Origin of the sequence: Sphingobium cyanobacteriorum (assembly GCF_030580935.1) — a bacterium.
Taxonomy (GTDB): domain Bacteria; phylum Pseudomonadota; class Alphaproteobacteria; order Sphingomonadales; family Sphingomonadaceae; genus Sphingobium; species Sphingobium cyanobacteriorum.
Genome location: NZ_JAUQOM010000001.1, coordinates 785,641 through 804,713 on the forward strand (window position 1 = coordinate 785,641; position 19,073 = coordinate 804,713).

The window sequence follows — 19,073 nt, forward strand, 5'->3', positions numbered from 1 at the left end:
GCGATCGCGATCGCGCCACGAAAAAATGGCCGGCGCAAAGGCCGGCCCGAAAGTTTTTAGGAGAGGATGCCTGAAAGGCCTGCCCTGTGTGCAGTGCAGCGTGACTCCTTACAAGTGCGAAATGATTCGGGGAGTTGCAAAAAATGCACCTTGCCATTTTCCGCTTTTTCCTGCTCATTACCCTCAGGATGCTTGGAACCGGGGTGCACGCCGCCCGATAAAGAGAATTGACGCGGCGCAGCAGATCGGCTTCGGAATTATACAGATTATGCGCAGATTGCCGCCCCTCACGGCCCTGGAGGCCTTTGTTCAGGTTGCCCGCCTTGGCTCTGTCAAGGCGGCGGCCGAAGAACTTGCGCTCTCGACTCCTGCGCTCAGCCGGCGCGTCCAGGCGCTGGAGCGCTTCATCGGCCGCCCCCTGTTCGACCGCAAGCATCAGGCGCTGGAGATCAATGCCGACGGCCAGAGGCTGCTCGACGACATCGCCCCGGCGCTCGATTCGCTCAGCCAGGCGCTGGAAAATATCCAGAGCGGCGGCAATCAACTGCGCCTGCGCCTGGCGGTGATGCCATTGTTCGCGACCCAGCGGCTCTTCCCGCACCTGGGCCGCCTGCGCCAGCAGCATCCCCAATTGCATATCGATATCGAAACCACGCCCCACGCCGTCGCGCGTCTGGGCGAAGGGCTGGATGCGGCGATCGTCCTGTCAAAGGATATTGATCCCGCACTCTACGCCCATGAACTGGATCATGAGGAAGTCTATCTGATCGGCCGGCGCGAACTGCTCGAAGGGCCGCACGCGCTCAAGACGCCAGAGGAACTGGCGCAACAGACCGTCCTGCTCCATCGCGACATGGCCATGGCCTTCGAAACCTGGAAGGAAGCCGCGGGCCTGCCCGACCTGCAACCGCTCGCCATCGACAATTATGATTCGGGCCAGTTGATGCTGGAAGCCGCCGCGCAGGGCCTGGGCGTCGCCGTGATGCACGCCAGCCATTATGAACAGGCCGGCGACCCGCGCCTGGTGCGGCTGTTCCCGATCCATGTCGACAGCCCCTACCGCTATTTCTTCGTCTGCCGCCCGCGCGCGCTCCATACCCGCGCCGTCCGCATCTTCCGCGACTGGCTGCTGGCGGCCGATATCTGACCGGGGATTCTTTTTCCCACCGCGCCCTTAACCTTGTTTCACGCTGGCCGTTATCGGGTGCATGACCGGGGCAACTTCCTCTTCCGCAAGTCCGCAGCATGGACTGACCGACCGTCTGGCACGCTGGGCCAGGGGCATTTCAGGCAAAGCCGGGGAGGAACCGACCGAGGAACAGCGCCCCCGCGCCGGCAGCGCGGCCAACCGCGAGATCAACCGGCGGCGACAGCTTTATGCCGACATCGGCGACTTCCTCTTTGCCCATGACCTGGATCTGACACCGATCAATTTCAGTGTCGCGCTCGATTATCTGACCGGCGCCAATCTGGGCGTCGAAAAGGCGATCAAGGCCGTGATGATGGAACGGGGCAAGATCACCAATGGCTGGATCGAATCGATCGCGGCCGATCAGCGCGCCGATGAAGTCACGCCCGAATCGCTCGCCTCGATGCTGGACAAGGTCGAGGAAAATCTTACCCAGTTCACCGGCCTGATGCATGAATCGCGGAACAGCGCGAAGGATTATGGCGCCGCCTTGCAGGAACAGGCCAAGGATCTGGTCGAAGGCCGCGACAGCGAGCCGGTGCTGGCCCGGCTGGTCGGCCTGACCCGGTCGATGGTGGAAAAGACCCGCCAGGTCGAAACCCAGTTGCGCGACAATCAGCGCCAGACCCAAGCGCTCAAGTCCAGCCTGGAAAATGCCCGGCGCGCGGCCGAGCATGACCATCTGACCGGCCTGCCCAACCGCCGCGCTTTCGAAAGCGTGCTGCGCGACGAACTGGCCCAGGCGCAGGCCAACGGCGAAACGCTCTCCATCGCCTTCTGCGACATCGACCATTTCAAACATATCAACGACACGCACGGCCATGACACCGGCGACAGGGTGCTCAAATTCGTCGCCGGCCTGCTGGCCAAGGTATCGGACGACAAATGCCATGTCGCCCGCCATGGCGGCGAGGAATTCGTGATGCTGTTCCGTGGCAAGACCGCGGCCGAAACCTGCGAAGCGGTCGATGACGTGCGAGAGGATCTGGCCAACCGCAGCCTGGTCAACCGCACCAATGGCGAACGGATGGACCGGGTCAGCTTTTCCGCCGGCGTCGCCAACGTCCTGGCCTATGAAGATCCCCGCACGGCGCTCAAGGCCGCCGATCGCGCTCTCTATCTGGCCAAGGAACATGGCCGCAACCGCGTCTATCTGGCGGCCGAAACCGACTGAGGCCCTCAGGCCCCCTTCGCCCTAGAAATCGGGCTTTTCATAATGGGGCGGCGGGGTGATGACCTCCATCCGTTCCGACAGCAGCGGCCGGAAGGACGGCCGCGACTTGAAGCCCGCATACCAGCGCTTGACCGGCTCATGCCCGGCCCAGTCGATGCCGCCCAGATAATCCGCCACCGACAGATGCGCCGCTGCGGTAATGTCCGCCAGGCTCAGCGTCGGCCCGGCCATCCAGCTCCGGTGGTCCAGCAGATAGTCCATATAGTCCATATGGACATTGGCCCGCTTCATCGCCTCGCGCAGCACGCGCGCATCGGGCGATGCCCGTTCCACCAGGCGCTTCTTCATCCGTTCATGCAGCAGCGGGCCGACCACATCGCCATAGAAATTCTGGTCGAAAAAGGCGGTCAGCCGCCGCACCTCCGCCCGCCCGGCGGCCGCGCCGGAGATCAGCGGGAATTTCTCCACCGTCTCCTCGAAATATTCGCAGATCGCCTGGCTGTCGATCAGCGTGACGCCCTTCTCCGCCTCCACCATCACCGGCGTCGTGCCGGCCGGGTTCAGATCCAGGAACTCGTCGCGCATTGCCCAGGGCGATTCGCGCACCAGATCATAGCCGATCCCCTTCTCCCCAAGGAGGAGCCGGACCTTGCGCGAAAAGGGGCAGAGCGGAAATTGATAAAGCAGCCACATAGGCGATCCCTGTTAGGCGCGGCGGTGCATCGGGGGAAGCGGCAAAATGCGCTCGCCACCTCCATGATAGATGACACTATTGGCCAAAAGGATGGCGATAAACGGCATGGCGCGATCTTTCGATCCTGCTATCGGGGCGGTACAAGTAGCCGCAACAATGGTTTCGCGATGGAAAGGATGCCTGATGTCTGACGATTTCTTCCCGGTGCCCGAAAGCTGGGCCAAGGGGGCATTGATGGACCGGGCCGCCCGCGAAGCCGATTATGCGCGCTCGATCAACGATGCCGACGCCTATTGGCTGGAACGTGCGCAGCGACTGGACTGGATCACGCCGCCGACCAAAGCCAATGAGAGCAGCTTCGACGAAGCCGATTTCGGCGTCAAATGGTTCGCCGACGGCGTGCTCAACGTCAGCGCCAACTGCATCGATCGCCACTTGGCAACCCGTGCTGATCAGGTCGCGATCCTCTGGGAGCCCGATTCGCCCGATGCACAGCCGCGCCGCTATACCTATGCCCAGGTGCATGAAGCGGTCTGCCGCTTCGCCAATGTGCTGAAAGCCGCCGGCGCGAAGAAGGGCGATCGTGTCACCCTCTATCTGCCGATGATCCCGGAGGCCGCCTTCGCCCTGCTCGCCTGCGCCCGCATCGGCGCGGTCCACAGCGTCGTGTTCGGCGGCTTTTCGCCCGAAGCGCTGGCTGGCCGCATTCAGGATTGCGACTCGACGCTGGTTGTCACCGCCGATGAAGGCCGTCGCGCCGGCAAGAGCGTGCCCCTGAAAGCCAATGTCGACGCCGCGCTCAAGGATTGCCCCAGCGTCAAGAAGGTCGTCGTGGTCCAGGCCACCGGCGGCGCGGTGACGATGCAGGACGGCCGCGACCTGTGGCTGCATGAAGAAGCCGCCAGAGCGTCTGCCGACTGCGCGCCCGAACCGATGAATGCGGAAGACCCGCTGTTCATCCTCTACACCTCAGGTTCCACGGGCAAGCCCAAGGGCGTGCTGCACACGACCGGCGGCTATCTGCTCTGGGCCAGCCTGACCCATGAACTGTGCTTCGACTATCGCCCCGGCGACATCTACTGGTGCGCTGCCGATATCGGCTGGGTCACGGGCCACAGCTATATCGTCTATGGTCCGCTGGCGAACGGTGCGACGACTTTGATGTATGAAGGCGTCCCCAACTACCCGACACCCGCGCGTATCTGGCAGGTTGTCGACCGCCATCAGGTGCAGACCATCTTCACCGCCCCCACGGCGCTGCGCGCGCTGATGAAGGAGGGCGACGGTTTCGTCCATTCCACCAGCCGCAAATCGCTTCGCCTGCTCGGCACGGTGGGCGAACCGATCAACCCGGAAGCCTGGCGCTGGTATCATGGCGTGGTAGGCGAAGGCCGCTGCCCGATCATCGACACCTGGTGGCAGACCGAAACCGGCGCGGCGATGATCGCGCCCACGCCCGGCGCCACCGATCTCAAGCCCGGCTCGGCCACCTTCCCCATGCCCGGCGTCGTGCCGCAGATCGTGGATGGCGAAGGCGTGGTGCTGGAGGGGGCGGCCGAAGGCAATCTCGTCATCGCACGGAGCTGGCCCGGCCAGATGCGCACCGTCTGGGGCGATCATGACCGCTTCTTCCAGACCTATTTCACCACCTTCCCCGGCAAATATACGACCGGCGACGGCGCGCGACGCGACGCCGACGGCTATTACTGGATCACCGGCCGCGTCGACGATGTCATCAACGTATCAGGCCACCGCATGGGCACGGCGGAGGTCGAAAGCGCGCTGGTACTGCACGAAAGCGTGGCCGAAGCGGCTGTCGTCGGCTTCCCCCACGATATCAAGGGGCAGGGCATCTACGCCTATGTCACGCTCAACAGCGGCGAGGAAGCGACCGATGACCTGCGCAAGACGCTGGTGAAATGGGTCCGCACCGAAATCGGCCCGATCGCCACGCCCGATGCGATCCAGTTCGCCCCCGGCCTGCCCAAGACCCGCTCTGGCAAGATCATGCGCCGCATCCTCCGTAAGATTGCGGAGGGCGAAGTGTCGGCGCAGGCGCTAGGGGATACCAGCACGCTGGCCGACCCGTCCGTGGTGGACAATCTGGTCGCCAATCGTCAGGGTTAGGCACAACAAGCCGCAAGGGAGCCATCATGGACCGCTACACCACCTTCGCCCGTGCCCTGCACTGGATCATGGCGGTCCTGATCATCGCCAATCTCGCGCTGGGCATCGGCCATGACGCACTGCCCAGGGACTGGGCGGTGATGCCGATGCACAAATCGATCGGGCTGACCGTGCTGGTGCTGACGCTGGTGCGGATCGGCTGGCGGATCGGCCACCCGGCCCCGCGCCTGCCCGCCGCGATGCCGGCGTGGGAAAAAGGCGCGGCCCATGCGACCCATGCGCTCTTCTACGCCTTCATGATCCTGGTGCCGCTGTCGGGCTGGATCATGACATCGGCCGGCACGCGGCCGCTCAACTGGTTCTTCCTGTTCGACGTGCCCAAATTCGCGGTGACGAAGGGCGACGCCATCGTCGACCTGTCGGGCGAAGGGCATGAGATCATGGGCTTCGCCTGGGCGGCGCTGATCCTCGTTCATATCGGCGCGGCGCTGCGCCATCATCTCGTGCTGAAGGACAATGTGCTGCGACGGATGCTGTGACAGGTTGAATTTTTAGCGGTTCGGGCCTATATCTGCATTCTACGAAACGAATGCGTCAGCCTTCGTTACAGAACCCCCGTCATTGCCGTGGCGGGGGTTCGCTCGTTCAGGAGGCGGGTTGCCGCCCGCCCCCTGTCCGTCGCACACCTTATTTGGAGCGCGAAACCTCCACGATCTTGAGGATCAAGGTCGCAAAGGCGATCATCACCACAAGGGCGATGCACGCATCTACGAAACTCACTTGTCTACTCCTTCTGTTACGCGGCAAGATCACCGCACAAAGGATGTAGCCATGTTATGGTTCTGGCTCCCAGTGGTCTGATCGGTAGCAGCCCCTGCTACCATAACTAGACCATCTCGCCCGTCAGCAGCCTTGGCAACGCCCCCGACTGCCCGCGCGCTTCCGCCATGAAGCGCCCCTTGAGCGCGCCGCTGCGCTGCACCGCGGCCAGCCCCGCGCGCCGCACCAGCGACGGCAGCTTGCCGGGCACGTCGAACAGCCGCACCAGACCGTCCATCGCCACGCTGGTCATCAGCGAATCCAGCCCGCGCCAGCGCTGGTAGCGTGCCAGCAACTGCGCATCGCCCGGATCGAGGCCCAGCCGCATACCCTCCACCAGCACCTCGACCAGCGCCGCGACATCGCGGAAGCCAAGGTTGACCCCCTGCCCCGCGATCGGATGGATGGCGTGCGCGCTGTCGCCGACCAGCGCGAGGCGGGTGTCGGTGATGCGCGCGGCATGGTGGAAGCCCAGAGGATAGGAGGAGCGCGGCCCTGCGAGCGTAATCTCGCCCAGGAAACCGCCGATCCGCTTCTGCGCCTCGGCCAGCCAGGCGCGCTCGCCCAGCTTCATCATTGCCGGCGCCTGGTCTGTCGGCACCGTCCACACGACCGCAGACCGTGTGCCCGGCTGCATCGGCAGCAGCGCGAACGGCCCGCCGACATAGAAAATCTCATAGGCCGTATTGGCGTGCGGCACCGCATGGTCGATCGCCGTGACCATGGCGGTATGCTTATATTGCCAGCGGGTGGTGTTGATCCCCGCCGCTTCGCGCGTCGGGCTGTTGCGCCCCTCCGCCGCGACCAGCAGCGCGCCATGGATCGTCGCCCCGCCCGCCAGCGTCAGCGTCACCCCATCGACATTGCGATCGACATGGATCGCGCGATCGGGCTGGAAGATCGTCAGATTTTCCGCCTCCGCCGCCGTCTGCGCCAGTGCGACGCGCAGGTCGCGATTGGGCACCATCGTCCCCATCACGCCATCGTCCGCATCCGGCGCGAAATCGAGCGCGCCCGGCTCCAGCCCGTCGCTCACCCAGATACGGTCGATCGGGCAGCCCTTGCCTTCCAGATGCCTGCCCACGCCGATGGCGTTCATCATCGCATAGCTGGTGGAACTGATCGCCGACACGCGACCATCGAACCCGGCGGCAGTGGTCGCAACCGGATCGGCCGGGTCGATCACGGCGCAGCGCACGCCATGGCCCGAAAGTGCGATCCCCAGGGTCAGGCCAACCAGCCCGCCCCCCAATATGACGACATCGAAGCGTTCCATGCCACGCTATCTAGGCGCTCGGCCAGGGATTGGGAAGCCGGGTTTCCCCTCGACTTCCCCTTGTCGATGATACGCGATTAAACAGTCCGTACCCAGCCCGCCGGATCGGCCACGATCCCGCGCTGGATGCCGGTCAGCTCCGCGCGCAGGCTTTCCGTCACCAGCCCGCCATTGCCATTGCCGATGGTGAACTCGCCGTCCGTGCTCCTGACCGTGCCGATCGCGGTGACGACCGCCGCCGTGCCGCAGGCGAAGGCTTCGCGCAGCTTGCCGCTCGCAGCGTCGGCCCGCCACTGGGCGAAGCTATAGGGTTCCTCGCGCACCTCATGCCCCTTGGCGCGCGCCAGCGTGATGATCGAGTTGCGGGTGATGCCCGGCAGGATCGTCCCGGTGAGTGGCGGGGTGACGATCGACCCGTCCTCCATCACGAAAAAGACGTTCATGCCGCCCAGTTCCTCGACCCATTTGTTCTCGGCCGCGTCCAGGAACACCACCTGGTCGCAACCCTGCCGGGTCGCTTCCTTCTGCGCGACCAGCGACGCGGCATAATTGCCGCCGCACTTGGCCGCGCCCGTGCCGCCGCGCGCCGCGCGGGTATAATGTTCCGACACCCACAGCGTCACGGCCTTCTTCCCGCCCTTGAAATAGGCGCCGGCGGGCGAGGCGATGACGCAGAAAATATATTCGTTCGACGGCCGCACGCCCAGAAACGCCTCGCTCGCAAACAGGAACGGGCGCAGATAAAGGCTGCCCTCGCCAGTCGGAATCCAGTCGGCGTCGATCTTCACCAATTGCTCGACCGCTTCCAGGAACAGGTCCTGCGGGATCGCGGGCATCGCCATGCGCTCGGCCGACTCCGCGAAACGGCGGGCGTTTTCCTCCGGGCGGAACATGGCGATGCTGCCATCCTCCAGCCGGTAGGCCTTCATCCCTTCGAAGATTTCCTGCGCATAATGGAGCACGGCACAGGCGGGATCGAGCATGAAGGGCGCGCGCGGCTCGACCTTGTGACTGTGCCAGCCCTGGCCTTCGGTATAGCGAATCGTCACCATATGGTCGGTGAAGAGCCGGCCAAAACCGGGATCTTCGAGCAGCACCGCACGCTGGTCCGCCGCCACAGCCTGGCTGTTGCGGGTGACGGTGAAGCGCGACGTCTGCTCGGCGGCCATGGTGAGTCTCCTTATATATGGCTCGAATGCGGCTGCCTATGTCACAGAGCCGTCAATGAAACAATGGGTCATATATACTGACCCATTCCTGTTCAAAAAGGGCCAGCCGCGCCGCGCTGGCCTCTTCCCGCGCCCCGGCGGCCTCGCTATCGCTGGAGCCATGCATTTCTTTTCCGACAACGCCACCCCCGTCTGCCCCGCAGTCATGGCCGCCATCGCAGCCGCCGACCGTGCCGACCATGGCTATGACGGCGACGGCTGGAGCGCACGGCTGGACGGCGCCTTTTCGGACCTGTTCGAAACCCCGGTCCGGGCCTTGTGGCTTGCCACCGGCACGGCGGCGAACAGCATCGCGCTCGCCACCCTCTGCCCGCCTTATGGCGGCGTCATCTGCCATGAAGAAGCGCATATCCTGATCGACGAATGTGGCGCGCCCGGTTTCTTCACCCATGGCGCAACCCTGATGCCGCTGCCTGGCGACGGTGCGAAGCTGACGCCCGACAGCGTGACCGCCCGGCTCAGGATGATCCGTCCTGACGTGCATCAATCGCCCGCGCGCGCGATCAGCATCACCAACGCCACCGAATATGGCCGGGCCTACACCCCCGCAGAGGTCGCCGCGCTGGGCGATATCGCCAAGGGTCATGGCCTGGGCTTTCACATGGACGGCGCGCGCTTCGCCAATGCGGTGGCGCATCTGGGTTGCACGCCCGCCGACATCACATGGCGCGCTGGCGTCGATGCGCTCAGCTTCGGATGCGTCAAAAATGGCGGCATGGTGGGCGAAGCGCTGCTCTTCTTCGGCGATGCCGCGCCAGCCCGCGCGGCCGACGCAGCACGCTGGCGCAAGCGATCGGGCCATCTCTTTTCCAAGGGCCGCTATCTCGCCGCGCAGATTCTCGCCATGATCGAAGGCGACCTGTGGCTGCGCAACGCCCATGCCGCCAATGGCGCGGCGCAGGCGCTGGCCGCCAGCGTTGCGGAACGCCTGCTGCATCCGGTCGAAGCGAACGAGCTGTTCGTCCGGCTGACCGCCGACGAAGCCGCCCGGCTGCGCGCACAGGGCTTCGACTTTTACGACTGGGGCGACGGCGCCGCCCGGCTCGTCACCAACTGGTCGCAGGACGCGCAGAGCGTCGCCCCGCTGGCACAGGCGCTGAAAGCCCTTGACCATGGCTGATGACAGGCAGGGCGGGGTCGTCATCCCTTTCATCCTCGTCACCCTGATCTGGAGTTCGACCTGGATCGTGATCCGCGACCAGATCGGATCGGTGCCCGCCAGTTGGTCGGTCTGCTACCGCTTCCTCCTCGCCGGCATCGCCATGGCCGCCTTTGCCAGATGGCGCGGCGTGCCGCTCCATATCGGGCGCAGCGGCCTGCTCTACGCCGCCCTGCTTGGCATCGCCCAGTTCGTATTGAACTTCAACTTCGTCTATCGGGCGGAGCATTATCTGACTTCCGGCGTCGTCGCGGTGATCTATGCGATGCTGCTCATTCCCAATTCGATCCTTGCTTTCCTCATCTTCCGCCAGCCCGTCAGCCGCGCCTTCATCGGCGGATCGGTGGTTGCGGTGGCTGGCATCATCCTGATGCTGCTGCACGAATATCGCGCCGCCCCATTGGAAACTGCCGGGGCCCACCCGGACATGGTGCTGCTGGGCGTGGCCTTCTCGATCGCCGGGCTGCTGAGCGCATCGGCCGCCAATGTCATGCAGGGGATGGAAATCGCCCGCCGCCTGCCGATGCTGGCGGTGCTGGCCTGGGCGATGCTGATCGGCGCGGGGGTGGACGCCGCCTTCGCCTGGGCCACCGTCGGTCCGCCGCAATTCGACATGCGCTGGGGCTATATAGCGGGCGTCGGCTGGCTCGGCCTTGCCGGATCGGTCGTCACCTTCCCGCTCTACTTCACCCTGATCCAGCGCATGGGCGCGGGCCGCGCCGCCTATACCAGCGTGCTGATCCCGGTGATCGCGATGCTGATCTCGACTCTGGTGGAAGCCTATGCCTGGTCCACCCTGTCGATCGTCGGCGCACTGCTGGCGATCGCGGGCATGGCCATCGCGCTGCGGTCCAAGGCGGCTTAGAGCGATTTCTAATCAGATGGAATCATCTGATGACTCGGAAATCGCGTAAAATCGATAATCCAGAGCGGTTGATCCGATGCAATCGGATCGCAAACCGCTCTAGCGCGCGCCCGGCTGGTAACGCAGCTTGGCGGCGTTGAGCTTGTCGATCAGGCTGGCGATCGGCTCATGGGCCGTCGCCGCCCGCCCCGGCGCGCCCATGGCGCGCATCCGGTGGCTGAGGGCGGCAAAGCTCTTGTCAATGCAGGTCATGCGGCATCCCTTGTGAAGCAATGCCTTCCTCATCGACAGGCGCGGTTAACAAGCCGTAAACCACGCGATGAACGCCTCAGTCGCAGGCCCGCAAACCCTGGCGATAGGTGGGATAAAGCGGCACCCAGCCCAGCAACCGCTTCGCCCGCCCATTGGCGACGCGGCGATTTTCGGCATAGAAGCCCCGCGCCATCGGCGACAATTGCGCCTCCTCCATCGTCTGGAGCGGCGGCAGCGACCGGCCCAGTATCGCACAGGCCTCCTCGATCAGTCGGTTCTGGGCGCAGGGCAGGTCGTCCGACAGATTGTAAATACCCGCCGGCCCACCCCGGATCGACGCGATCACGCCTGCGACGATGTCGTCCACATGCGCGCGACTGAATATCTGGCCCGGCAGGTCGATGCGATGCGCCCGCCCCTCACGCACCCGGTCGAGCGCCGATCGACCCGGCCCGTAAATGCCCGGCAGGCGAAAGCGGCGCATGTCGGCCCGCAACGCGCCCCAATCCGCATCCGCCCGCACCCGCGCCGACCGCCGGCCAAAGCCCACCGGGCTGCCCTCATCCACCCAGGCGCCGGCCGCATCGCCATAGACGCCGGTGGAGGAGAGATAGCCGCTCCAGACAGCGGGTGCCGCGGCTATGGCGACACCATAGCGGGTCAGGACGGGGTCTGCATCCCCCTCAGGCGGGACGGAGGAGAGGATATGGGTCGCATCGGCAATGGCCGCGCACACGGCGTGCTCGTCATCGAAGGCGAGCATATCGGCCTGAGCAGCGCGACGAATGCCCGTCACCCGCCACCCTTGCGACCGCAGGCGCAGGGCAAGGCGGGATGCGGTATAGCCCATGCCGATGACAAGCAGATGGGGCATTGCAACCGACCTTCCGTGCTGCGCCCTAAACCGTGAAACTCTCGCCGCAGCCGCAGCTACCCTTGGCGTTGGGATTGGCAAACACGAAACCGGCGGTGAAATCATCCTCCACCCAGTCCATCGTCGATCCGATCAGGTACAGCACCGATGCGCCGTCGATATACAGCACCCCGCCGGGCGTCTCGATCTTCTCATCGAACCTGGCTTCCTGCGTCACATAGTCGACCGAATAGGCCAGGCCCGAACAGCCGCGCTTGGGGGTGGACAGCTTGACCCCGATCGTCCCGTCGGGCGCCTGGCGCATCAGGTCGGCGATCCGTGCCTGTGCGCTCGGCGTCAGGATGACGGCGGCGGGACGGGCGCGGGTCTTGGTCTGCACGTCTGTCATCACAGCATCCCCAGTTCGAGCTTCGCCTCGTCGCTCATCTTCTGCGGGTCCCATGGCGGATCCCAGACGAGATTGACCTGCGCATCGCCAACCCCCGGCACCGCGCCGACGCGCAGTTCGACCTCGCCCGGCATGGATTCGGCGACCGGGCAATGCGGCGTCGTCAACGTCATGGTGACGACGGCATGGCCGTCATCGGTAACATCGACGCCGTAGATCAGCCCCAGATCATAGATGTTGACCGGGATTTCAGGGTCGTAGATTTCCTTGAGCGCATCTATGATCCCGTCATAGAGATTGCCGCCCGGCTCACCGGCAGCGGCTTCGACCGGCTTCTGCGCCAGGAACCCGTCCAGATAGTCGCGCTGGCGCGGCGCGGTCTCCGCCACATCCTCGACGCGCGCCTTGGGCGGGGTTTCCACCGCATCCACTTCTTCCACCACGATCTTGCGTTCCTGCGTCATCCGAAAATCTTCCTCACGCGCTCCAGCCCATGGACCAGCGCATCCACATCACTCTCATCGCTATAAAGGCCGAAACTGGCCCGTGCCGTCGCTTCCACGCCCAGATGGCGCATCAGCGGCTGCGCGCAATGATGCCCGGCCCTTATGGCGACGCCCGTTTCATCCAATATGGTGCCGACATCGTGCGGATGCACCCCCTCGACCGCAAAGGAGAGGATGCCCGCGCTGTCGTCCGGCCCGAACAGGCGGATGCTGTTCATGCCCTCCAGCGCTGCCCGCGCTCTGGCCACCAGCGCGCACTCATGCGCGTGGATGGCGTCCAGCCCGATCGCCTGCACATAGTCGATCGCCGCCGACAGACCCACCACGCCGGTGATATGCGGCGTCCCCGCCTCGAATCGGGTCGGGGCAGGGGCGTAGGTGGTTTTTTCGAACGTCACCTTGTCGATCATCGACCCGCCCCCCTGATAGGGCGGCATAGCCTCCAGCAGTTCGGACCGCCCCCACAGCACGCCGATGCCGGTCGGGCCATAGAGCTTGTGCGCGGAAAAGACGTAGAAATCGCAGTCCATCGCCGCCACATCGACCGCCAGCCGTGGCACCGCCTGGCACCCGTCGATCAATATCTTGGCGCCCACCATATGCGCGATATCGGCGGCGCGGCGCACGTCCAGCACGCTGCCCAGCACGTTGGACACATGGGCCAGCGCCACCATGCGGTGGCGTGGCGTGATCATCGCCCGCATCGCGTCCAGGTCGATCCGCCCATCGCCGGTCAGTGGCACGACATCGATATGCGCGCCGACCTTTTCCGCCACCATCTGCCACGGCACGATATTGCTGTGATGTTCGAGGGTCGACAGCAGGATGCGGTCGCCCGCCTGGAGCTGCGTCCCCGCCCAGCATGTCGCGACCAGGTTGATCCCCTCGGTCGCGCCCCGGACATAGACGATCTCGCTGTCGCTCGCCGCGCCGATGAAGGTCGCGACCTTCCGCCGCGCCGCTTCATAGGCCAGCGTCATGTTCGCCGAGCGTTCATAGACGCCGCGATGCACCGTCGCATAATCGGGACCATAGGCGCGCGCGATCGCGTCGATCACCGCGTTGGGCTTCTGCGCGGTGGCGGCGCTGTCGAGATAATGCCAGTCGCCCACACCGGGGAAATCGTCGCGCAGGCGCAGCGCCGAAGGTGCCAATGTCGCGCTCATACCAGCGCCTCCAGCTTGGCGATCGCCGCCGCCTCCAGCGCTTGCCTGACCACCGCGTCCGCCACATCGTCGAACACGCCCGCGACGAAGGACCGCAGCAGCAGCGTCTTGGCAGTCGCCGGGTCCATCCCCCGCGACGCCATGTAGAACAACGCCGCCTTGTCCAGTTCGCCCACCGTCGCGCCATGCGCGCATTTCACGTCGTCGGCGAAGATTTCCAGCTCCGGCTTGGCGTTGGCGGTCGCCGTCCGGTCCAGCAGCATCGCCTTGACCGACTGGAAGGCATCGGTACGTTGCGCATCGCGGGCGACATTGATGCTGCCGAGGTAACTGCCAGTGGCGCGACCGCCCAGGATCGAGCGGATCGTCTGGCCGCTGGTCGAATCGGGCTGGGCGTGGGTGACGCTGGTGATGATCTCCAGCGTCTGGTCGCCGCCGCCGATGATCGCACCGTTCAGCCCGAAATGCGCGTTGCTGCCCAGCGTGACGGTGAACGTCACCCGCCCCAGCTTGCCGCCGATGTTCAGCACGTGGAAATCGCACCGCGCGCCATCGCCAATGGTGATGACATAATCATGCACCGCCGCCGCGCCGTCGCTTGCGTCCTGCAACAGATGATGGCGCGCGTTCCCGCCCGCGCCCACGTCGATCCGCGTCGGCGCGGGGGTCGGCCAGATGGCGGCGACGGCGTCCAGGTCGCTATAGCGCCAGGCTTCATCCCTGCGCGTCGGAAGGGCGAGAGCGTTCACGCCGCCACGACCTCGGCATAGCCCTCACGTTCCAGCTCCAGCGCCAGTTCCGGCCCGCCCGACTTTACGATCCGGCCACCGGCCAGCACATGCACATAGTCCGGCTTCACATAATCGAGCAGCCGCTGATAATGGGTGATGAGCAGCACGGCCTTGTCGGGCTTGCGCATGATGGCATTGATGCCCGCACCCACGATCTTCAATGCGTCGATGTCGAGGCCGCTGTCCGTCTCGTCCAAAATCGCCAGCCTGGGATCGAGAATCCCCATCTGCACCATTTCCGCGCGCTTCTTCTCGCCACCCGAAAAGCCGACATTCACCGGCCGCTTGAGCATGTCCATGTCCAGGCCCAGCAGCCCGGCCTTGTCCTTGGCCAGACGGATGAACTCGCCGCCGTTCAGCTCCTTCTCGCCCCGCGCCCGCTTCTGGCTGTTGAGGCTTTCGCGCAGGAATTGCAGGTTCGACACGCCGGGAATTTCGACCGGATATTGGAAGCCCAGGAACAGCCCGGCTGCCGCGCGCTCATGCGGCGCCATGTCGAACAGGTCCGCATCCTCGAACATGGCGCTGCCACCCGTCACCTCATATCCGGGGCGTCCGCCCAGCGTATAGGCCAGCGTGGACTTGCCTGCGCCGTTCGGTCCCATGATGGCATGGATTTCGCCCGCGTTGATCGTGAGCGACAGACCTTTCAGGATCGCCTTGCCACCGATTTCATTGGTCAGATTGTCGATCGTCAGCATCTCTTATCCCTCATGCGCGCGCTGGAGCGTCCGCGCGGTCCAGAACGCCATGTCGCGCACATCGCCGGGCGCGGGGAACAGTGTGTCGATATGCCGCTTGATCGGCATATAGGGCCACCAGTCGGCGTCCTTTTCAGGCGGGCCTTTTTCCAGCAGCGCGACGACGAACTCGCTGACCGGCCCCATGCGGGCCAGGTTGGGCGCCTTGGCCTTATGGAACGCCTTGTCCTTGCGCAGCTTCTCGGTCATCGCCGCATCGGCCTTCTGCAAGGCGTCGCGGCTTTGCGCCTCGAACGTGTCGAGATCGCCGAAATCGGCGCGGGCGCGCGGCTCCAGCTCGCCCTCTTCCAGCTCATAATCCTCGGTCAGGATACGGATCGCGGCGGTCCATGACTGGCCATTGCCGACATCCTCCGCGAAATCCGCGAGGGCATCCTGAATATCGTCTTCGTCGCTCAAGTCTCAGTCCTTCAACTTCTCAAATTTGCTTTTCAGTCTACGAAGCTTCCAAAAAGGTCAGCCAAAACCATGACGGTGCCGGCAGTTACGACCAGAAGGCCAGCGCCATAGAATATCATAGACAGCCAAAAGGCGGCTGGTCGCTCGGACTTAACGAAATTGCCAAAGCGGGTTTCGACCAGTCCATTCTTCCAGCCTTTCACGAAAAACCATCCGATCATCGGCCCTGCAATCATCATTGCCAGAAGCACAGTAATATCACTCGCAATGGCGGCATTTCGCGTCACCCCACGCTGCCTTCCAAGGAAATCCCCAGCAATTTCTGCGCCTCGACCGCAAATTCCATCGGCAGTTGTTGCAGCACTTCGCGGGCGAAGCCGTTGACGATCAGGCCGACGGCGCTTTCCGCGTCCAGGCCGCGCTGCATGGCATAGAAGAGCTGGTCGTCGCTGATCTTGCTCGTCGTTGCCTCATGTTCGATCTGCGCTGATGGATTGCGCACCTCTATATAGGGCACCGTATGCGCGCCGCACTGGTCGCCCAGCAGCAGGCTATCGCACTGCGTAAAGTTGCGCACCCCTTCCGCGCCGGGCGCCACGCGGACGAGGCCGCGATAGGTGTTGTTGCTGCGGCCCGCGCTGATCCCCTTCGACACGATGGTCGATCGCGACCCCTTGCCGTTATGGATCATCTTGGTGCCAGTATCGGCCTGCTGCATATTGTTAGTCAGTGCGACCGAGTAGAATTCGCCCACGCTATTTTCGCCGTTCAGCACGCAGGACGGATATTTCCAGGTGATCGCCGACCCGGTTTCCACCTGGGTCCACGACACCTTGCTGTTCCGGCCCTGGCACAGCGCGCGCTTGGTCACGAAATTATAGATGCCGCCCTTGCCGTCCGCATCGCCGGGATACCAGTTCTGCACGGTAGAATATTTGATCTCGGCATCATCCAGCGCGACCAGTTCCACGACGGCGGCGTGCAACTGGTTCTCGTCGCGCATCGGCGCGGTGCAGCCTTCGAGATAGGAGACATAGCTGCCCTCATCCGCGACGATCAGGGTGCGTTCGAACTGGCCGGTATTCTCCGCATTGATGCGGAAATAGGTGCTCAATTCCATCGGGCAACGCACGCCCCTGGGAATGTAGACGAACGTCCCGTCGGAAAAGACCGCGCAGTTCAGGGTGGCGAAGTAGTTGTCGTGCATCGGCACGATCTTGCCCAGCCACTTCTTCACCAGGTCGGGATATTCGCGCACCGCTTCGCTGATCGAGCGGAAGATGACGCCAGCTTCCTCCAGCTCCTTGCGGAAGGTGGTGGCGACGGACACCGAGTCGAACACCGCGTCCACCGCGACCCGGCGACTGCCTTTCACCCCGGCGAGCATTTCCTGCTCGGCGATGGGGATGCCCAGCTTCTTGTAGGTGGCCAGGATTTCCGGGTCGACCTGATCGAGACTGTCCAGCTCCGCCTTCTTCTTCGGCTCGGCATAATAATAGGCGTCCTGATAGTCGATCGGCGGCACGTTCAGCTTGGCCCAGTCGGGCGGCGTCATGCTTTTCCACAGGGCGAACGCCTTCAACCGCCAGTCGAGCAGCCATTGCGGCTCGTTTTTCTTGGCGGAGATGAAGCGGACCGTGTCCTCGTTCAGCCCCTTGGGCGCGAAATCCTGCTCGATCGCCGACGACCAGCCATGTTCGTAGGTGGAGGCGCGATCGGCCGCCTCCTGCGCTTCCTGGTTGCGAACCGTCGTTGCTTGTTCGGTCATGCCATTTCTCTGCTAAGGCTGGCGATGGTGACGCCCGCCAGGGCGGATCGGATCGCTTCATTGGCCACGTTCATATGCGGGCGGATGCGGCAGTCGGTTTCCAGATTGCAATCATGCGCGCCCAGTTCGTTGCAGGCGGTCATCGCGATCGGCCCTTCGACCGCTTCCACCACATCGGCCAGCGTGATCGTGGCGGGCGGGCGTGACAGGCGCACGCCGCCGCCCGTGCCCCGGCTTGATTCGAGCAGCCCGGCGGCCGACAGCCGGCTCACCAGCTTCTGCGCGGTGGGCAACGGGATGCCGGTTTCGGCGCTCAGCGTCGTCGCATTCATCCGCACGCCCCCGCAATGGCGGGCCGCAGCGGACATCAATACGACCGCATAGTCGGCAAAGCTCGATAATCTCATATCAATTGCGAACCATTCTCAAATCGGACCGATTCCATCCGATTGGCCGCATGTGGTCGCAAGCATCCCCTGAATCAAGATATTTTTGCTTTGAAAAGGCGTAGGACAACGCGCTTCGAAGACATCCCTTCGGGCTGAGCCTGCCGAAGCCACCATCTGTCCTTGAGACGATGCAGCCGTCCGGCAAGCCTAGAACGAGCGGATATGAGCGCGATTCCGTGCCTCTCAGCTCAATCGGTTCAGCACCGCCACATCGCCACCCAGCGATCGGCGCAACAACGTCAGTTGCGCCACAGCCGATGGCTCGGTCTGCAACTGGTGCGGAGTCAGGCCGATGAAATGCTTGATCTCCCGGATGAAGTGCGACTGGTCATAAAAACCGCCCTCGTCGCATAATTGCTGCCAGCTTTCCCCATCCAGCGCGATCCGCGCCGAACAACGCAACGCACGATATTTGCGCGCCAGCAGCTTGGGCGGCGCGCCATAATATTTGTTGGCGAGCCGGGCAAGCTGGCGCGGCGACAGGCCGGTCGTCTCCACCAACGCCTCGATCCGCGGCGACCCCTCATCCATCAGCCAGGCGTCAATCGCTGCCAGCAAGTCCCAGATCGCCGGACGCAATGGCCGCAGCAATTTGCCCAGTTCGGCCCAGCACAATTCCGCCATCCCATCGGCGTCATCGTCCAGCCCGCGCAACCGTTCCAGCAGCGCGTCATAGGCCGGACCACGCACGGCCGCCAGGTCGCACAGCCGGTCCGCCAGTCCACTGGCGTCGTCACCATGCAGCGCCACCCAGCCCGCCGGCAGCAGGGAAATACCCACAACGCGCGATGGCCGGTCGAGCTGGAAACGGGTCGCACCCATGGTCGGACCCAACAGGCATACCGGCGGCGTGGCCATGACGGTCCCGTCGTGAAAATGATAGTCGCCACCGCCCTCCAGCATGAAACGCAATTGCGGCACATCGGCGCGGGTGGCATCGGCATAGTGATCCGCCGACACGGTGAAATAATAAAGCGATCCGAAATAGGCGCGCAGATCAGCAGGCGGGGCAAAATAACGCAGACCGACCGGCCCCTGCGCCGCCGCGACCGTATAGGAAAGCGGCCCACGCTCATCGGGCAGCGCCACTGCGCCGCCGCCCATGTCGATGTGATGCGACCCCATCTTCTTCACCCCGTCGCCCGTCACTATGCGCCAACAGTCGCACCACGCAAGAGCTATGGCTA

Annotated in this window: 21 protein-coding genes; 6 read left to right on the top strand and 15 right to left on the bottom strand. The window is 64.3% G+C overall.

The features are described 5' to 3' along the window. The first annotated feature begins 268 nt into the window (after window positions 1–268). The gene (locus tag Q4610_RS03815; protein ID WP_304534668.1) at window positions 269–1,147 is read left to right on the top strand and encodes a LysR substrate-binding domain-containing protein; all 879 of its coding nucleotides are present in this window, start codon (window positions 269–271) and stop codon (window positions 1,145–1,147) included. A gap of 61 nt (window positions 1,148–1,208) precedes the next feature. Continuing rightward, window positions 1,209–2,363, top strand: a complete 1,155-nt coding sequence (locus Q4610_RS03820; RefSeq protein WP_304534669.1) for a GGDEF domain-containing protein — start codon at window positions 1,209–1,211, stop codon at window positions 2,361–2,363. A gap of 21 nt (window positions 2,364–2,384) precedes the next feature. Here the strand turns inward: Q4610_RS03820 and Q4610_RS03825 are convergent, their stop codons facing one another. Beyond that, a complete protein-coding gene (locus Q4610_RS03825) occupies window positions 2,385–3,056 on the bottom strand; it encodes a glutathione S-transferase family protein (RefSeq protein ID WP_304534670.1) in 672 nt (223 codons plus the stop codon). Window positions 3,057–3,240: 184 nt separating this feature from the next. Between Q4610_RS03825 and acs the strand changes: the two genes are divergently transcribed. Together acs and Q4610_RS03835 are read left to right on the top strand one after the other, a co-directional pair. Beyond that, on the top strand, window positions 3,241–5,184 hold the full coding sequence (acs, locus tag Q4610_RS03830; RefSeq protein WP_304534671.1) for an acetate--CoA ligase: 1,944 nt from the start codon (window positions 3,241–3,243) through the stop codon (window positions 5,182–5,184). A 26-nt stretch (window positions 5,185–5,210) separates the two neighbouring features. Beyond that, window positions 5,211–5,723 (top strand): cytochrome b, encoded by a 513-nt coding sequence (locus tag Q4610_RS03835; RefSeq protein ID WP_304534672.1) that lies wholly within the window; start codon window positions 5,211–5,213, stop codon window positions 5,721–5,723. 347 nt (window positions 5,724–6,070) lie between these two features. On the opposite strand, the gene Q4610_RS03840 is transcribed toward Q4610_RS03835, so the two are convergent. Together Q4610_RS03840 and Q4610_RS03845 are read right to left on the bottom strand one after the other, a co-directional pair. Further along, on the bottom strand, window positions 6,071–7,279 hold the full coding sequence (locus Q4610_RS03840; protein WP_304534673.1) for a UbiH/UbiF/VisC/COQ6 family ubiquinone biosynthesis hydroxylase: 1,209 nt from the start codon (window positions 7,277–7,279) through the stop codon (window positions 6,071–6,073). 77 nt (window positions 7,280–7,356) lie between these two features. Beyond that, window positions 7,357–8,448, bottom strand: coding sequence for a branched-chain amino acid aminotransferase (locus Q4610_RS03845; RefSeq protein ID WP_304534674.1), 1,092 nt, complete (start codon window positions 8,446–8,448; stop codon window positions 7,357–7,359). Between the two features lie 160 nt (window positions 8,449–8,608). Here Q4610_RS03845 and Q4610_RS03850 point away from each other — a divergent pair, with 160 nt between their 5' ends. Continuing rightward, window positions 8,609–9,628: a threonine aldolase family protein gene (locus Q4610_RS03850; protein ID WP_304534675.1), complete on the top strand. Its 1,020-nt coding sequence runs from the start codon at window positions 8,609–8,611 to the stop codon at window positions 9,626–9,628. Next, window positions 9,621–10,532: a DMT family transporter gene (locus tag Q4610_RS03855; RefSeq protein ID WP_304534676.1), complete on the top strand. Its 912-nt coding sequence runs from the start codon at window positions 9,621–9,623 to the stop codon at window positions 10,530–10,532. The genes Q4610_RS03850 and Q4610_RS03855 overlap by 8 nt, the downstream gene beginning before the upstream one ends. Window positions 10,533–10,631: 99 nt before the next feature. On the opposite strand, the gene Q4610_RS03860 is transcribed toward Q4610_RS03855, so the two are convergent. From Q4610_RS03860 to Q4610_RS03915, 12 genes are all read right to left on the bottom strand, one after another. Continuing rightward, complete coding sequence (locus Q4610_RS03860; RefSeq protein WP_304534677.1) at window positions 10,632–10,784, bottom strand: hypothetical protein; 153 nt, start codon at window positions 10,782–10,784, stop codon at window positions 10,632–10,634. 76 nt (window positions 10,785–10,860) lie between these two features. Next, window positions 10,861–11,658 carry a Rossmann-fold NAD(P)-binding domain-containing protein gene (locus Q4610_RS03865; RefSeq protein ID WP_304534678.1) on the bottom strand — a complete coding sequence of 266 codons (798 nt, stop codon included), beginning with the start codon at window positions 11,656–11,658 and terminating at the stop codon, window positions 10,861–10,863. A gap of 25 nt (window positions 11,659–11,683) precedes the next feature. Further along, window positions 11,684–12,046: a HesB/IscA family protein gene (locus tag Q4610_RS03870; protein ID WP_304534679.1), complete on the bottom strand. Its 363-nt coding sequence runs from the start codon at window positions 12,044–12,046 to the stop codon at window positions 11,684–11,686. Next, window positions 12,046–12,510 (bottom strand): SUF system Fe-S cluster assembly protein, encoded by a 465-nt coding sequence (locus tag Q4610_RS03875; RefSeq protein WP_304534680.1) that lies wholly within the window; start codon window positions 12,508–12,510, stop codon window positions 12,046–12,048. The genes Q4610_RS03870 and Q4610_RS03875 overlap by 1 nt, the downstream gene beginning before the upstream one ends. Beyond that, window positions 12,507–13,718 (bottom strand): cysteine desulfurase, encoded by a 1,212-nt coding sequence (locus Q4610_RS03880; RefSeq protein ID WP_304534681.1) that lies wholly within the window; start codon window positions 13,716–13,718, stop codon window positions 12,507–12,509. The genes Q4610_RS03875 and Q4610_RS03880 overlap by 4 nt, the downstream gene beginning before the upstream one ends. Continuing rightward, window positions 13,715–14,467 (bottom strand): SufD family Fe-S cluster assembly protein, encoded by a 753-nt coding sequence (locus Q4610_RS03885; protein WP_304534682.1) that lies wholly within the window; start codon window positions 14,465–14,467, stop codon window positions 13,715–13,717. Before Q4610_RS03885 ends, Q4610_RS03880 begins: the two co-directional genes overlap by 4 nt. Then, entirely contained in the window at window positions 14,464–15,210 is a 747-nt protein-coding gene (sufC, locus tag Q4610_RS03890; RefSeq protein WP_304534683.1) for a Fe-S cluster assembly ATPase SufC, read from the bottom strand. Before sufC ends, Q4610_RS03885 begins: the two co-directional genes overlap by 4 nt. Window positions 15,211–15,213: 3 nt before the next feature. Next, on the bottom strand, window positions 15,214–15,669 hold the full coding sequence (locus tag Q4610_RS03895) for a hypothetical protein (protein WP_304534684.1): 456 nt from the start codon (window positions 15,667–15,669) through the stop codon (window positions 15,214–15,216). Between the two features lie 32 nt (window positions 15,670–15,701). After that, entirely contained in the window at window positions 15,702–15,956 is a 255-nt protein-coding gene (locus Q4610_RS03900; RefSeq protein ID WP_304534685.1) for a hypothetical protein, read from the bottom strand. Then, window positions 15,953–17,437 carry a Fe-S cluster assembly protein SufB gene (gene sufB / locus Q4610_RS03905; protein WP_304534686.1) on the bottom strand — a complete coding sequence of 495 codons (1,485 nt, stop codon included), beginning with the start codon at window positions 17,435–17,437 and terminating at the stop codon, window positions 15,953–15,955. The genes Q4610_RS03900 and sufB overlap by 4 nt, the downstream gene beginning before the upstream one ends. After that, entirely contained in the window at window positions 17,434–17,844 is a 411-nt protein-coding gene (locus Q4610_RS03910) for an RrF2 family transcriptional regulator (RefSeq protein ID WP_304534687.1), read from the bottom strand. Before Q4610_RS03910 ends, sufB begins: the two co-directional genes overlap by 4 nt. A 225-nt stretch (window positions 17,845–18,069) precedes the next feature. Next, window positions 18,070–19,011 carry a helix-turn-helix domain-containing protein gene (locus tag Q4610_RS03915; protein WP_304534688.1) on the bottom strand — a complete coding sequence of 314 codons (942 nt, stop codon included), beginning with the start codon at window positions 19,009–19,011 and terminating at the stop codon, window positions 18,070–18,072. Window positions 19,012–19,073: the final 62 nt, after the last annotated feature.

Bases quoted from the DNA above. Each gene is read 5' to 3' on its own strand.
- Q4610_RS03865 (WP_304534678.1), bottom strand. From the start codon at position 11,658: ATGCCCCATCTGCTTGTCATCGGCATGGGCTATACCGCATCCCGCCTT.
- sufB (WP_304534686.1), bottom strand. From the start codon at position 17,437: ATGACCGAACAAGCAACGACGGTTCGCAACCAGGAAGCGCAGGAGGCG.
- acs (WP_304534671.1), top strand. From the start codon at position 3,241: ATGTCTGACGATTTCTTCCCGGTGCCCGAAAGCTGGGCCAAGGGGGCA.
- Q4610_RS03825 (WP_304534670.1), bottom strand. From the start codon at position 3,056: ATGTGGCTGCTTTATCAATTTCCGCTCTGCCCCTTTTCGCGCAAGGTC.
- Q4610_RS03850 (WP_304534675.1), top strand. From the start codon at position 8,609: ATGCATTTCTTTTCCGACAACGCCACCCCCGTCTGCCCCGCAGTCATG.
- Q4610_RS03875 (WP_304534680.1), bottom strand. From the start codon at position 12,510: ATGACGCAGGAACGCAAGATCGTGGTGGAAGAAGTGGATGCGGTGGAA.
- Q4610_RS03910 (WP_304534687.1), bottom strand. From the start codon at position 17,844: ATGAGATTATCGAGCTTTGCCGACTATGCGGTCGTATTGATGTCCGCT.
- Q4610_RS03915 (WP_304534688.1), bottom strand. From the start codon at position 19,011: ATGGGGTCGCATCACATCGACATGGGCGGCGGCGCAGTGGCGCTGCCC.
- Q4610_RS03880 (WP_304534681.1), bottom strand. From the start codon at position 13,718: ATGAGCGCGACATTGGCACCTTCGGCGCTGCGCCTGCGCGACGATTTC.
- Q4610_RS03870 (WP_304534679.1), bottom strand. From the start codon at position 12,046: ATGACAGACGTGCAGACCAAGACCCGCGCCCGTCCCGCCGCCGTCATC.
- Q4610_RS03845 (WP_304534674.1), bottom strand. From the start codon at position 8,448: ATGGCCGCCGAGCAGACGTCGCGCTTCACCGTCACCCGCAACAGCCAG.
- Q4610_RS03840 (WP_304534673.1), bottom strand. From the start codon at position 7,279: ATGGAACGCTTCGATGTCGTCATATTGGGGGGCGGGCTGGTTGGCCTG.
- Q4610_RS03835 (WP_304534672.1), top strand. From the start codon at position 5,211: ATGGACCGCTACACCACCTTCGCCCGTGCCCTGCACTGGATCATGGCG.
- Q4610_RS03855 (WP_304534676.1), top strand. From the start codon at position 9,621: ATGGCTGATGACAGGCAGGGCGGGGTCGTCATCCCTTTCATCCTCGTC.
- sufC (WP_304534683.1), bottom strand. From the start codon at position 15,210: ATGCTGACGATCGACAATCTGACCAATGAAATCGGTGGCAAGGCGATC.
- Q4610_RS03815 (WP_304534668.1), top strand. From the start codon at position 269: ATGCGCAGATTGCCGCCCCTCACGGCCCTGGAGGCCTTTGTTCAGGTT.
- Q4610_RS03860 (WP_304534677.1), bottom strand. From the start codon at position 10,784: ATGACCTGCATTGACAAGAGCTTTGCCGCCCTCAGCCACCGGATGCGC.
- Q4610_RS03820 (WP_304534669.1), top strand. From the start codon at position 1,209: ATGACCGGGGCAACTTCCTCTTCCGCAAGTCCGCAGCATGGACTGACC.